The 14,009-nt window shown below is 42.0% G+C and carries 10 protein-coding genes; 8 read left to right on the top strand and 2 right to left on the bottom strand.

Features of this window, described 5'->3' with window-relative positions:
* The first annotated feature begins 116 nt into the window (after positions 1 to 116).
* The 6 genes from MMU05_RS22505 (at position 117) to MMU05_RS22480 (ending at position 7,512) form a co-directional block, all read left to right on the top strand.
* Positions 117 to 536, top strand: a complete 420-nt coding sequence (locus tag MMU05_RS22505; RefSeq protein WP_241143907.1) for a (4Fe-4S)-binding protein — start codon at positions 117 to 119, stop codon at positions 534 to 536.
* A gap of 77 nt (positions 537 to 613) precedes the next feature.
* The gene (gene cls, locus MMU05_RS22500; RefSeq protein WP_241143906.1) at positions 614 to 2,065 is read left to right on the top strand and encodes a cardiolipin synthase; all 1,452 of its coding nucleotides are present in this window, start codon (positions 614 to 616) and stop codon (positions 2,063 to 2,065) included.
* 36 nt (positions 2,066 to 2,101) lie between these two features.
* Positions 2,102 to 3,769: an amidase gene (locus tag MMU05_RS22495; protein WP_241143905.1), complete on the top strand. Its 1,668-nt coding sequence runs from the start codon at positions 2,102 to 2,104 to the stop codon at positions 3,767 to 3,769.
* Between the two features lie 99 nt (positions 3,770 to 3,868).
* Positions 3,869 to 4,456 (top strand): glutathione-regulated potassium-efflux system oxidoreductase KefF, encoded by a 588-nt coding sequence (gene kefF, locus MMU05_RS22490; RefSeq protein WP_241143904.1) that lies wholly within the window; start codon positions 3,869 to 3,871, stop codon positions 4,454 to 4,456.
* Between the two features lie 3 nt (positions 4,457 to 4,459).
* The gene (locus MMU05_RS22485; protein ID WP_241143903.1) at positions 4,460 to 6,319 is read left to right on the top strand and encodes a monovalent cation:proton antiporter-2 (CPA2) family protein; all 1,860 of its coding nucleotides are present in this window, start codon (positions 4,460 to 4,462) and stop codon (positions 6,317 to 6,319) included.
* A 29-nt stretch (positions 6,320 to 6,348) separates the two neighbouring features.
* Entirely contained in the window at positions 6,349 to 7,512 is a 1,164-nt protein-coding gene (locus MMU05_RS22480) for an MFS transporter (protein WP_241143902.1), read from the top strand.
* A 102-nt stretch (positions 7,513 to 7,614) separates the two neighbouring features.
* Here MMU05_RS22480 and pgi read toward each other — a convergent pair whose 3' ends face one another.
* Positions 7,615 to 9,261 carry a glucose-6-phosphate isomerase gene (pgi, locus tag MMU05_RS22475; protein WP_241143901.1) on the bottom strand — a complete coding sequence of 549 codons (1,647 nt, stop codon included), beginning with the start codon at positions 9,259 to 9,261 and terminating at the stop codon, positions 7,615 to 7,617.
* Between the two features lie 348 nt (positions 9,262 to 9,609).
* Here pgi and MMU05_RS22470 point away from each other — a divergent pair, with 348 nt between their 5' ends.
* Positions 9,610 to 10,080, top strand: coding sequence for a hypothetical protein (locus MMU05_RS22470; RefSeq protein WP_241143900.1), 471 nt, complete (start codon positions 9,610 to 9,612; stop codon positions 10,078 to 10,080).
* Between the two features lie 130 nt (positions 10,081 to 10,210).
* Here the strand turns inward: MMU05_RS22470 and fahA are convergent, their stop codons facing one another.
* Positions 10,211 to 11,458: a fumarylacetoacetase gene (fahA, locus tag MMU05_RS22465; protein ID WP_241143908.1), complete on the bottom strand. Its 1,248-nt coding sequence runs from the start codon at positions 11,456 to 11,458 to the stop codon at positions 10,211 to 10,213.
* Positions 11,459 to 11,701: 243 nt separating this feature from the next.
* Here fahA and MMU05_RS22460 point away from each other — a divergent pair, with 243 nt between their 5' ends.
* Positions 11,702 to 14,008, top strand: a complete 2,307-nt coding sequence (locus MMU05_RS22460) for a PSD1 and planctomycete cytochrome C domain-containing protein (RefSeq protein ID WP_241143899.1) — start codon at positions 11,702 to 11,704, stop codon at positions 14,006 to 14,008.
* Position 14,009: the final 1 nt, after the last annotated feature.

The following is a 14,009-nucleotide window of genomic DNA, read 5'->3' as shown; positions in this document are numbered from 1 at the left end:
ATCTTTAACAAATAACGATTGTCACTAGCTGTCACTTTATATTTATTTGGCCACTGGTATCATTGCGGATATACATATTCTAAATTAAAGCCATACAAATCCAAAACCACAAAACCATGATCAAGAAAGAGTATTCAAACGGAGAAGTAACCATCACATGGGAACCTGACAAATGCATCCATTCCAAAAACTGCGTGACCGGGCTGCCAGGGGTTTTTAACTTCGAAAAAAGGCCTTGGATCGACCAAAATGGCGCAAATACAGAAGAAATCGTCTCACAGATCAAGAAATGTCCTTCGGGAGCTTTGGGGTATTACTATAATAAGGAGAGCAAAGAACCTGAAAGCACTATTTCTGAACAGATTGTCGAGGTAACTCCAAACGGTCCGCTGATGGTCTATGGCAATATCGAAGTCAAATTCAAAGATGGAAGAACCGAAAAGAAGTATAAAGTCACGGCATTCTGTCGCTGTGGAGGTTCTTCCAACAAACCTTTTTGTGACGGAAGCCATAAAAAAATAGGATTTGAGGGATAACCCCGAATTATTTCAATCTTTTTGATATATTTCATTGGAAGGGGATATTCTCCCAAAGCCCACCTATCAGGTATCCTATGGATTGGATCATCATTTTTCAGAATCTTTATATTGTACTCCTTGTTTCGGTTTGTCTCCGGATAATCTACGATACTGAAAATTCCTCAAAAACGATGAGTTACCTGATGCTCGCGATTTTTGTACCGTTTTTAGGCATACTTTTCTACTTGTTTTTCGGAATCAATTTTAGAAAGAGAAACATTTTCAAGAAAAAATTATTGGCAGACAATGTCAAAATAAAGGAACTCAACCATAAAATCATCCTCCACACCAAAAAGACACTTGAAGCCAATAAAGAGGAAATCAAATATGGGGCGGGTTTGGTCAAGCTATTGGTCAACGATAGTTATAACCCACTTACCGACGGAAATCAGGTCACTTTATTGAACAATGGGGAAGAAAAATTTCCCGAAGTAATCGAATCCATCAAAAAAGCCAAACACCATATCCATCTAGAATATTACATCTTTGAAAATGACACTCTAGGCAATCAGATCAAAGACCTGTTGATCCAAAAAGCAAAGGAAGGAATCGAAATAAGGTTTATTTTCGATGATTTTGGAGGCAAGAATATAAGGGGAAAGTTTGCAGACGAACTCAGAAATGCAGGCATCGAAGTATTTGCTTTCAATAAAATCAAGGTTTTTTTGTTGGCAAGCAAAATGAACTACAGAAACCACAGAAAAATTTTGGTCATTGATGGAAAAATAGGATTTGTAGGAGGAATCAATGTCTGTGATAAGTATATCAACAGCGTGTCACAGAAAAAGCTTTTTTGGAGGGATTCCCATTTGAAAATCGAAGGTCCCGCTGTACTTCACCTTCAGCTTATATTTTTGAGCGATTGGAATTTTTGTTCGGGTCAAAAAATCCAACTTGACTCTGTCTATTTTGACAATCAGTTTGAAGATTCCCTGACAGGTTCGGCTGTTCAGATTGTAGCCGGAGGACCTGACAATGCAAGGGCCATCATCATGCTTTCGATGCTAAAGGCCATCAATCTCGCCCGAACCAAGCTTTATATCACGACGCCCTATTTCATTCCCGACCAAAGTATCGTTAATGCACTGAAAGTTGCGGCACTTTCCGGGGTGGATGTCAGGATTTTAGTACCCGGAATTTCTGATTCCCTTACCGTAAATGCTGCCGCAAGGTCTCACTATGGGGAATTGTTAAAAGCAGGAATTCAGGTTTTTCTCTATGAAAAAGGATTTGTGCATGCCAAAACAATGGTCATCGATGACCTGATCGGAGTAGTGGGAACAGCCAACATGGATATCAGAAGTTTTGACATCAATTTTGAGGTCAATGTCAATATTTTCGATTCAGGAATTGCAAAGGAGTTGACTGACTCTTTTATGAAAGACCTTGAATTTGCAAAAAAACTGAATTCCGGTGATTGGGAGAAGCGGCCATTTTATCTTGAATTTCCTGAAAGGATTGCAAGATTACTTTCTCCGGTTCTTTGATTACTTAATGATTTTCAAATACTTAACATACATATCATGAAAAAAAACTTTTGGTTGCTGCTTGGACTAGGTGTCTTGTTTGGTGTTGTATTTGGCTTTGTCCTTGCAAAAAACACCTCACCAATCAGTAAAGAAGATGTCAAAGCTGCCCAAAAACTTTTCAATCTGGAATTCAATGAAACGGAGATAGACACCATGCTCTCCTACCTCACAGACAACCGAAAAGGATACGACGCCATGCGGACTTTTCCTTTGGGCAACGATAATGAACCTGCTATTTCTTTTGACCCCTATCCGATGGATTTGGAGATTGTTCCTTCCAAAGGATTGCATGTTTGGCAGGTAGATGAAAATGTGAAATTGCCTAAAGACAGGGATGAAATCGCTTTTCTGTCGATTCGGGAATTGGCAGGACTGATCAAATCAAGGCAAATTTCTTCTGTCGAGCTTACCAAGATTTACCTGGAAAGAATTAAAAAATACGATCCAAAACTTCAGGCGTTTATTACAGTGACTGAAGATTTGGCCATGTCTCAGGCCCAAAAAGCCGATGAAGAAATTGCTTCGGGAAATTACAAAGGACCACTGCATGGCATTCCTTATGGGATCAAAGACCTTGCAGCAGTCCCGGATTACCCCACAACTTGGGGCGCAGCACCCTATAAAGATCAGGTAATCAATGAAACCGCTACTGTAGCCAAAAAACTAGAGGAAGGAGGAGCCGTCCTTTTGGGAAAGCTTGTCTCAGGTAGCTTGGCTAGAGGAGATGTATGGTTTGGTGGGAAAACCAAAAATCCTTGGGATTTGACACAGGGAGCAACAGGTTCATCAGCAGGTTCGGGTTCGGCGACCTCGGCAGGTTTGGTTGCTTTCTCTATCGGAACAGAAACCCTCGGTTCGATCATTTCTCCCTCTACGAGATGCGGTGTGACGGGATTGAGACCTACATTTGGAGCGGTCAGTCGGACAGGATTCATGACACTTTCATGGAGTATGGACAAAGTCGGACCGATATGCAGGTATGCGGCAGATTGTGCCGTTGTATTTGACTATATCAGGGGAAAGGATGGGATGGATCGCTCCGTGCATGATGCCTCATTTGAACTTGTAAGTGAAGCCGAACTCAAAAAGTTAAAAGTCGGCTATTTCTACAGCCAATTTGAATCAGACACCTCTGCCAACCATATCCATAACAAGCGTACTTTGGAGGAATTTAGAAAATTAGGGATAGAGCCTCAAAAGGTTGAATTGCCTAAAGGTTACCCCTTCAGCGTATTTGACATCATTCTAAGGGCTGAGTCCGGAGCTTTTTTTGATGAGTTGATTTTATCGGGCAGAGACAGCTTGATGGTGGAACAGGATAAAGGCTCAAGGGCAAACTCCCTCCGTCAATCCAGGTTTATTCCTGCTGTGGAATACCTACAGGCAAACCGGCACCGGCGCTTATTGATAGAGGAATTGCATGCCCTGATCAAAGAGTATGACGTCATCATCTCTCCGACTTTTGGTGGAAGACAGATGCTAATCACCAACCTTACCGGACATCCGGCACTGAGTTTACCCAATGGATTTGACAAAAAAGGAAGGCCGACGAGCATCACCTTGGTAGGCAATTATTTTGGGGAAGGTAAACTCCTTGCACTCGCAGAGGCTTATCAAAAAAAATATCAATATCATGGAAAAGTACCTAAGGATTTTTATTAAACTTCTAGGGTCTTAAATTATGATATTACTTGATATTAAGATATAGATTGATATTGTGTTTAGTTCAAATTGTAATTCGGGGATACATCAGGAGTATTTATGAAAAAAGTACTGATCTTATTAGCACATCCAAAATACGAACACTCTGCCATCAACCAAGTCTTAGCTGACTCAGTCAAAGACTTGGAAAATGTCGAAATCAGGGACCTTTATGAACTTTATCCTGATTTCAACATAGATGTTCAGGCTGAACAGGAAGCCTTGGTCATGGCTGACATCATCATTTGGCAACATCCTGTTTATTGGTATTCAGCCCCGCCCCTACTCAAGCAATGGATTGATTTGGTATTGGAGTTTGGATGGGCTTATGGTCCCGGAGGAATTTTTCTAAAGGGAAAATACATCTTCAATGCCGTGAGTTCGGGCGGCGCAAAAGATGCTTATTCCAAAGAAGGCAGACATGGTCATACTTTAAAGGAATTTTTCCTGCCTTTCTATCAGACAGCCAAACTTTGCAATATGACTTACCTTCCTCCCTTTCAGGTCAATGGAACCCATAAAATCAATGTTGAGGATTTGAAATCTGCTGCAGAAGCATACCGAAGATTGGTCACCTTTCTTCGGGATTCGGAGGAAATATCAAAAGAATTAACATCACTTGACAGTTTGAACCAACTTAGCATATAAGCCATGGAAGACAGTTTTTTGTTTCAAGCAATCATCTATTTGGCAGCAGCCATTATCTGTGTCCCCATTGCCAAGAAATTGGGAATGGGATCGGTGTTGGGTTATTTATTGGCAGGAATCATCATCGGACCTTATGCCCTTGAGTTTATTGGAGAGGAAGGAGAAGACATCATGCACTTTGCGGAATTTGGTGTGGTGATGATGCTTTTCCTTATAGGTCTGGAATTGGAGCCTGCCAAACTATGGCAAATGCGCGCCATGATCACAAGAATCGGATTGTCCCAGGTTTTGCTCACAACAGGAGCTTTTTTTGGGATCATGGTTGGTTTTGGATTTTCATGGCAAGTTTCGTTGGCAGTTTCCATGTCGCTTTCACTTTCCTCCACTGCGATAGTTTTACAATCTCTGAAAGAAAAAAACCAATTGGATTCCGCAGCAGGAAAAAACTCCTTCGCGGTTCTTCTGATGCAGGATATCGCGGTGATTCCGATGTTGGCCATTATTCCGTTGTTGGTCGTTGCCGGTGAATCACTTTCTGGAGAGCATCATGGCAGTCCTATCGAGCAGTTTGCCGGGTGGATTCAGACATTATTCGTAATCGGAGCAGTAGGCTTGGTGGTTTTATTGGGAAGGTACGCTTTTGTGCCACTCCTGCGGATTATTGCAAAGACAAGGCTGAGGGAATTGTTTGTCGCCTGCGCCTTGTTGATCGTGGTAGGCATTGCCTTTCTGATGGAATTGGTAGGATTGAGTCCTGCTTTAGGCACATTCTTGGCCGGGGTGGTATTGGCCAATTCAGAATTCAAGCATGAACTGGAAAGTGATTTGGATCCATTCAAAGGATTACTTCTCGGATTGTTTTTCATCGCTGTTGGTGCCTCCATCAATTTTGGCCTGATCGGAGAAAATGCAGGGAGGGTCATTTCCATTACTTTGGGGATCCTTTTGCTCAAAACCCTTATTTTGCTTGGAATCGGGAAATACGCAAAACTCAGTTTGGACCAAAACCTTATATTTTCGATAGGCCTGAGTCAGGTGGGAGAGTTTTCTTTTGTGACCTATTCATTTGCCAGTCAGCTGCAAATTTTGGACAAACCCACTACCGAAATGCTCATGGCTATTACTGCCATCAGCATGACAATTACTCCTTTATTGATTTTATTGAATGAAAAACTGATCCTGCCAAGAGTGGGGACTTTGGAAAAAACAGAAAAAGAAGCGGACGAAGTCAATGAAAAAAACGGGGTGATTATAGCAGGCTTTTCACATTTTGGAAGTACAATAGGACGATTTCTTAGGGCAAACGGCATCCAAGCTACCATTTTGGACAGCGATTCTGACAGGGTAGACTTGCTGAGAAAGATGGGATTTAAAGTCTATTATGGAGATGCCACGAGGGCGGACTTGTTGGAATCCGCAGGGGCACATGAAGCCAAAATCCTGATTTCTGCCATTGACAATCCTGAAACCAATTACCTATTGGTCGAGACAGTCAAAAAACATTTTCCCAACCTTGAATTGATGGTGAGGGCAAAAAACCGTGGCGATGCCTACGAACTTATGGAGATGGAGGTACCCAATATTTACAGAGAACACCTCGACAGTTCTGTTAGGTTGGGCAAAGATGTATTGGTCAAATTGGGATTTAGGGCACATACAGTACACCGATTGGCCCAAAACTTTATCAAATATGATGAAGCAGCCCTAAAAGAATTGGTCAAAGTAAAACATGACCAAAAAGAATACATTTCCTCTGTAAGGAGAACAATAGAAATGCAGGAAGCTTTGCTTTCTTCAGAGCTCAACCGTCAGTTTACGCTCAACGATCAGGCATGGGACTCAGAAGTGATGAAAGGAAAGTGATTTTCTTAAAAAGAAGTCTATACTTGTAGATGAAAAAAATCCTGCCGCTGATTGTCCTCTCACAGTTTTTGAGTACATCGCTTTGGTTTGCAGGAAATGCGGTATTACCCGATCTCGCAAAGGAAATCAAACTTGCCCCAGAATACCTTGGCCATCTGACAAGTGCAGTGCAGTTTGGATTTATCGCAGGTACTTTGGTGTTTTCCATTCTGACTGTCGCAGACAAATTCTCCCCATCTTGGGTGTTTTTTTGGAGTTCAGTGGTAGCCTCTGCATTTAACTTTGCTATCCGGATCGAGGATATCAGTGCCTTGGAAATTCTGCTTTTCAGATTTGGAACAGGTTTTTTTCTTGCAGGGATTTATCCGGTAGGGATGAAAATCGCCTCGGATTATTTTCAAAAAGGTCTTGGCAAATCTTTGGGTTTTTTAATTGGGGCTTTGGGTTTGGGTACAGCTTTTCCCCACCTGGTAAGGAGCTTTTTGGATCCGCTTCCCTGGAGAAATGTAATCGACGCCACTTCAGTTTTGGCTTTGATCGGTGGGTTTACGATCGTTGCCCTCGTACCAAACGGACCCTATAGAAAGAAAAGCCATGGATTCGACTTCACTTCTTTCTTTAAGGTTTTTCATACAAAACCCATCCGGTCCGCAGCCTACGGATATTTTGGCCATATGTGGGAACTCTACGCATTTTGGGCTTTTTTACCCTTCATCCTTCAGTATTATAATTCAACCCATGAAATGGAATTGGATGCTGCGTTTTGGTCGTTTACGATTATCGCTGTCGGTGCACTATCGTGCAGTTTTGCGGGAATATTGTCTGGAAAATTCACTCCAAAAGCAATAGCTTCCTTTGCACTTGCCATATCGGGGATCTGTTGCTTTATTTCTCCCTTGCTTATTTTTCAAGATTCTCAGGAAGTGCTGTTGGTATTTTTAATGGTTTGGGGATTGGCGGTCACGGCGGATTCACCGATGTTTTCGACCATGGTCGCCCAAAATGCCCCTGAGGCAACACGGGGAACCTCCCTGACAATCGTCAACAGTGTCGGCTTTGGCATCACGATCATCAGCATTCAGCTCCTCAATTTCCTTTCCCTCCACATTGATCCCATCTATTTATTTCCGGTTTTGGGACTTGGTCCGACCTTAGGATTGATGGGTATGTGGAAGGGAACAAACAGGATATAAAAGAAACCTTTTGAAAAAATTACCCTAAAACAAAATGACCTTCGAGGTTCCAAAAAACCTCGAAGGTCTGATCCTTCTCACTTCAAACTTCTTACTTTTTCCCTACCCTCTCATTTCTTTGTAAGCATTGATCAATCCGTTTGTGGATGCATCATGACTGCTTACTTTATTTTCACTAACCAGTTCGGGCAGGATGGCATTGGCCAGAACTTTCCCCAACTCCACACCCCATTGGTCAAAGCTGTAAATATTCCAAATCACTCCCTGCACAAAAATCTTGTGCTCATACATCGCCACCAATTGTCCCAAAGTGTATGGAGTAAGCTGCTTTACCAAAATAGAATTGGTAGGACGGTTTCCTTCAAAAACCCTGTGAGGAGCGATTTTGGCTATTTCCGCTTCCGGTTTTCCTGCTTTGGTCATTTCGGCAGTTACTTCCTCAAGGGTCTTCCCATTCATCAGGGCCTCAGTCTGAGCAAAGAAATTGGAAAGCAACTTCACATGATGGTCAGAAATGGGATTATGGGAAATCGCCGGAGCAATAAAGTCACAAGGAATCAAATGCGTCCCCTGATGGATCAGCTGGTAAAAAGCATGTTGACCGTTGGTTCCCGATTCTCCCCAAATCACCGGTCCCGTGCTGTAATTGACCTTTTGGCCATCCCGGGTCACATATTTTCCATTGGATTCCATATTTCCCTGTTGGAAATATGCGGCAAATCGGTGCATATATTGGTCATAAGGCAGGATTGCCTCAGAAGTCGCACCCAAAAAATTAGTATTCCACAATCCGATCAAGGCCAAGATCACCGGAATATTCTTGTCAAAATCAGCATTTCTAAAATGCAGGTCCATGCTGTGTGCACCGGCAAGCAATTTCTCAAAATTGTCAAATCCAATCGCACAGGCTATGGGCAATCCGATGGCCGACCAAAGGGAATACCTTCCTCCTACCCAATCCCAAAAAGCAAACATATTCTGAGGATCAATGCCGAACTCCGTGACTGCTTTGGCATTGGTGGACAAGGCCACAAAATGCTTGGCAACTGCATTTTCAGCTTTGGCATGTTCCAAAAACCAATTCCTCGCTGAATGGGCATTGGTCATGGTTTCCTGAGTGGTGAAAGTCTTGGATGCTATAAAAAACAAAGTCGTCTCTGCGTCCACTTTCTTCAAAGTCTCCGCGATGTGTGTTCCGTCCACATTGGAAACAAAGAAAATCTCCAAGTCGGGGTTTTGGTAAGGTTTCAAAGCTTCAGTCACCATCACAGGACCCAAATCCGAGCCTCCGATTCCGATGTTGATGAGGGATTTGATGGGCTTTCCGGTATATCCTAACCAAGTTCCATTGGAAACCTGATCTGCAAAACCTTTCATCTGTGCCAAAACATCATTGATGTCAGGCATCAAATCCTTTCCTTCAAAATAGACGGGTGAATTGGAACGGTTTCGCAATGCGGTATGTAACACAGCGCGCCCTTCGGTGCCGTTGATTTTTTCACCCGAGTACATCGCTTCGATGGCTTTTTTCAGGCCTGTTTCTTTGGCAAGCTCAAGCAATTCAGAAAATATGTTATCGTCGAAACGGTTTTTGGAATAGTCTACCAAGATATCTTCAAGCTTGATGGAGAATTTTTCGAAGCGGGAACTGTCAGCAAATAGGTTTTTGATATGGGTATCCTTATTGGCATAAGCCAATTTTTGGAGTTTGGACCAAGCTTGTGTGGTGGTGGGATTGATGTGATTCATCTCAGGTAGGTTTTAAAAGATATGCGCTGCAAAAATAAGATTTAATATGAGGGGATGAAATGAAGTTTTGGTAAAGGAAGAATGTCCAATGGATAAAAATTGGAAATAATTTTTTCCTTTCACCTTAAATGTTAATATTTAAAAACAATTTCTTCAAATCACCATGGTAAAAAGCTGTTTTGGATAAGGATTTCAATGAAATTGGAAATCCTTCTTCACCGGGTTTTTGGAGGATATATGTGAACGTCCCTCATATGAAAAGTCCTGTTCAAAAAAAATTGAAGATTTTATGGAAATAGCGAAAGTTGGGAGGAAGTCATGCGAATAATTTTATATTGTTTAATCTTTATGATGGCACAAAATTTAAATGGCCAAACGATTATCAAGTATCATCCTCGGTTGGAAAATGCTTCGGATACCCTAGTCGTTATATTTGATAGAAATCACCGAGACAATGATTTTAGGGATCGATTTAATAAGTTTTCTAAGGACACTAATTTTCCTGATAGCACATTCTATACTATGAGTTATTGGAGAGATGGGTATTCTGAACCGGAATTTCATTTAATTATTCAACATGTCTCAGGACCACCATTGGACCATAAAATTATTTATTTTGACTTAGCAAAATTATTCAGCCATAAAACATTTTGGGATCGAGAAATGGATTTCAATAAATGGTCAAAATTAGGATCTTTTGCAATGTCAAGAACAGTATTTATGGTTTATGAAGATGAGCTTTTAAGCAATAACAGATTTGTATATGGCCATAAATTTAAAGCCTATCAAATAATGATCGGGTTAGGATTGAAGGAATAAAAAGTCCACCAATATTGTTTAATTGCCTTGAAAATTTGGAAAAGTGAAACTCAAAATATAAACTAATTCAAAATTAAAAGGAGGCTGTCCCAAAAAGGAGACAGCCTCTTTTTTTACTTTTCAAGAAATCTTATTTCGCAGGCAAAACTTTTCCCTCCACTTCCCCAAACCCAACACGGATTCCATTTTTTTCGGCAAAGCCTTTCATAATAACGGAATCTCCGTCTTGGATAAATTTGCGTTCGCCTCCTTCTTCCAATAATACCGGTTTTGTTCCTTTCCATGAAAGTTCAAGCATGGAACCAAAGCTGTCTTCGGTCGGGCCCGAGATCGTTCCCGATGCCATCATGTCTCCGACATTGATATTACAGCCGTTGATAGCATGGTGGGCAAGCTGTTGGGCGATATTCCAATACATGTACTTGAAATTGGAAGTACAGACCTTGGTGGCTTTGAGTCCCTCAGGTTGGATCAAAACCTCCAAATTGATATCAAAAGCATGGTTAGTTTTATATTGAAGATAAGGCAATACTTCCGGTTCCTGCTTGGGTCCGGAAACTCTGAACGGTTCCAATGCCTCCAAAGTCACGATCCAAGGAGAAATGCTTGACGCGAAATTTTTACCAAGGAAAGGGCCCAATGGCACATATTCCCAAGCTTGGATATCCCGTGCCGACCAATCATTAAACAGCACCATACCAAAGATGTAATCTTCGGCATCTTCGGTACTGACACTATCTCCCATTTTGGTAGGTTTACCGATGACAAAAGCCATTTCCAATTCAAAATCCAATCTCTTGCTCGGCCCAAATTCAGGTTTCTCCATGTCCGGATCTTTGAACTGACCTTTGGGTCTGATGATAGGCGTACCGGAAGGCACTATAGAAGACGCTCTTCCATGGTATCCAACGGGCAGGTGTTTCCAATTGGGTAAAAGCGCATTTTCAGGATCACGAAACATCTTTCCTACATTGGTCGCATGCTCGAGGCTGCTATAGAAATCGGTATAATCTCCGATTTTGACAGGAAGCAACATCTGTGCTTCACTCCTGCTAACGATGGCTTTTCCACGACTCTGATGGTCGCGCAGTGCACCGTTTTCTTCTTTGAGCAGTTCCTGTACTTTTTCCCTGACCCTTTTGGTAGTGGCCTTACCCAAAGCAATGAAGTCATTCAATGTATCTTTTTGGAAAACCCCGTGAGACATTTGCGTCATGTCGGAAAAAAAACCTTCCTCGTGCAATACTGCCAAGTCCACAATCTTGTCTCCGATTGCAATGCCTGCCCTCGGAGAAATCCTCTTGGTCTGAAATATCCCAAATGGCAGGTTATAAATGCTGAAATCTGAATCTTTTGGAATCTGTACCCAACTTCTCATTGGAATGGCCGATAATTCACTCATGTTTAAAAATTTGTTCTTGGGCTAAAGATAGAATTTAAACAGGGAACAAAAAATCAGAGAAAAATCAGGATATTAGAGAAAGCTTATTTAAAGCCGCAATTCTAATATCCATTTAATTAATTTATTCTGTCTATTTATAAAAATTTAGAATAAGAAATTGAAGTTTATTAATTTTTTTACGAAATTACTGACCCGAATAGAATAAAGCCAAAGATAACCATGAAGTACTTCAGTCCCTTTCTCTTTCTGCTTCTCTACCTTTTTGTAGCTTGTAAACCAAGCAATTCTCCCGAAGTCAGCTTTGGTGAAGGTGAGCAATTAAGTTATAATTTCCATATCCGACCGATACTTTCAGACAAGTGCTTTGCCTGTCATGGGCCTGATGCCAACAAGCAAGAAGCAGGTTTGAGATTGGATCTTCCTGAGACTGCCTATGCTGCCTTGAAAGAAAGCCCCGGAAAATTTGCCATCATTCCCAATGACCTTAACGGTTCAGAACTTTACCACCGCATAGTCAGTACCGATCCCAACGAATTGATGCCTCCTCCTGAGTCAAATCTTTCTCTGACCGAAAGTGAGATAGACCTGATCAAAAGATGGATCGAACAGGGGGCGCAGTATGAACCGCATTGGGCCTTTGTAAGTCCCAAAAAAGCCGAATTACCCAAAATCAAAGACGAAGAATGGCCTAGAAATGAAATAGACTATTTCACTTTGGCCAAAATGAACAAATTGGGCTTGAATCCAAATGATCAGGCAGAAAAGCACGAATTACTCAAAAGGGTAAGCCTTGACCTTACAGGTCTGCCTCCGACCCCTGAAATGATCAATTCCTTTGAAAAAGACGACAGCCCTGAAGCTTACGAAAAAGCTGTTGACAAAATCATGAACCTGCCCACATTTGGGGAGAAAATGGCTGTTCTTTGGATGGATATCTCGAGGTATTCGGATTCCTATGGCTATCAGGATGATAATATCCGAACCCAATGGCCTTATAGGGATTGGGTCATCCATGCATTCAATAAAAACCTTCCTTATGACCAATTCATTACGTGGCAGCTTGCAGGTGATATGCTTCCAAATGCAACCAAAGAACAGATTTTAGCGACGGCTTTCAACAGAAATCATAAATACACAGAAGAAGGCGGTGTCATTCCTGAGGAATACAGGGTCGAATATGTCCTTGACAAGTCCAACACATTCAGCAAGGGAATCCTCGGAATCACCATGGAATGCGCACAATGTCACGACCATAAATACGATCCGATTTCGCAGAAAAACTTCTATGAGATGTTTGCCTTTTTTAACAATACTCCCGAAAAAGGATATGAAGGCGACGTCTCCCAGTCCAAACCTGCCAAAACTCCGATCCTTTGGATAGAAAGAGACGATATCAACGAACTCCTCACATTTATCAACCATCAGGATACAAGCAAATTGATGGTCTCCGTAATGGATGAATTGGATACCTTAAGGACTACTTATATTCTTAACCGTGGCTTATACGACGCGCGGACCACGCCTGTCAGTCCCAATACGCCTGAAAGTATTTTCTCCTTTCCTGATGATCTGCCCAAAAACAGACTTGGACTTGCCCAGTGGACCGTAGACAAAAACAACCCGCTTACTGCGAGGGTTTTTGTCAACCTGATGTGGCAGGAGATCTTCGGCGTGGGCATTGTCAAGTCTACGGGTGATTTTGGGATGCAGGGAGATCTTCCCTCCCATCCCGAGCTCTTGGATTGGCTTGCTGTTGATTTCATGGAAAATGATTGGGATGTTAAGCGCTTGCTTAAGAAAATAATGACTTCTGCCACGTACATGCAGTCTTCGAAAGTCACCAAGAAGCATTTGAATACAGATCCTGACAATATTTATCTGGCTAGGTCACCTAGATTGAGATTGCCTGCCGAGAATATCAGGGATTTGGTTTTGGCGAGTTCGGGCCTGCTTGTACCTGAAATAGGTGGGCCAAGCGTGAAGCCTTATCAGCCTGAAGGGCTTTGGGAAGCAGCCACATCCGGTCGAGGAGAACTTAAAACCTACAAACAGGACAAAGGAGAAAAGCTTTACAGAAGAGGCCTTTACACCTTTATCAAGCTCACTTCACCCCCTCCGATGCCGATCATATTTGATGGGTCAAACAGAGACCAATGTGAAGTAAACAGAGGAAGGACCAACACCCCGCTTCAGGCATTGGTCATGATGAATGACCCTTTGGTGATGGAAGCTTCAAGGGTATTGGCAAGTCAGCTAACTACAAAAGAATCCAAGCCTGAAACAGCCATAGAAGAGGCTTTCAAGAAAATCTTATGCAGGGCTCCAAATACGAAGGAATTGGACATACTTTCCGGCTATTTCGAAGAAGAATTGTCACGATTCAGCAAAGACCAAGCATCCGCAGATGACTTATTCAGAGTAGGTGAATACCCAATCAAAGAAGAAAAAATAACCCCAAACACCGCCGCAATGATGCAGGTGATCTTGGCGATGTATAACCTTGAAGAAGCAATAACCAAAATTTGAG

It is taken from the genome of Cognataquiflexum rubidum, from assembly GCF_022538115.1.
Taxonomy (GTDB): Bacteria; Bacteroidota; Bacteroidia; order Cytophagales; family Cyclobacteriaceae; genus Cognataquiflexum; species Cognataquiflexum rubidum.
This window is presented reverse-complemented; position numbering and strand designations above follow the sequence as displayed.

What these genes read in the sequence shown, in the direction of transcription:
- MMU05_RS22505 (WP_241143907.1), top strand. Translation starts at nt 117, where the DNA reads ATGATCAAGAAAGAGTATTCAAACGGAGAAGTAACCATCACATGGGAA.
- cls (WP_241143906.1), top strand. Translation starts at nt 614, where the DNA reads ATGGATTGGATCATCATTTTTCAGAATCTTTATATTGTACTCCTTGTT.
- MMU05_RS22495 (WP_241143905.1), top strand. Translation starts at nt 2,102, where the DNA reads ATGAAAAAAAACTTTTGGTTGCTGCTTGGACTAGGTGTCTTGTTTGGT.
- kefF (WP_241143904.1), top strand. Translation starts at nt 3,869, where the DNA reads ATGAAAAAAGTACTGATCTTATTAGCACATCCAAAATACGAACACTCT.
- MMU05_RS22485 (WP_241143903.1), top strand. Translation starts at nt 4,460, where the DNA reads ATGGAAGACAGTTTTTTGTTTCAAGCAATCATCTATTTGGCAGCAGCC.
- MMU05_RS22480 (WP_241143902.1), top strand. Translation starts at nt 6,349, where the DNA reads ATGAAAAAAATCCTGCCGCTGATTGTCCTCTCACAGTTTTTGAGTACA.
- pgi (WP_241143901.1), bottom strand. Translation starts at nt 9,261, where the DNA reads ATGAATCACATCAATCCCACCACCACACAAGCTTGGTCCAAACTCCAA.
- MMU05_RS22470 (WP_241143900.1), top strand. Translation starts at nt 9,610, where the DNA reads ATGATGGCACAAAATTTAAATGGCCAAACGATTATCAAGTATCATCCT.
- fahA (WP_241143908.1), bottom strand. Translation starts at nt 11,458, where the DNA reads ATGAGAAGTTGGGTACAGATTCCAAAAGATTCAGATTTCAGCATTTAT.
- MMU05_RS22460 (WP_241143899.1), top strand. Translation starts at nt 11,702, where the DNA reads ATGAAGTACTTCAGTCCCTTTCTCTTTCTGCTTCTCTACCTTTTTGTA.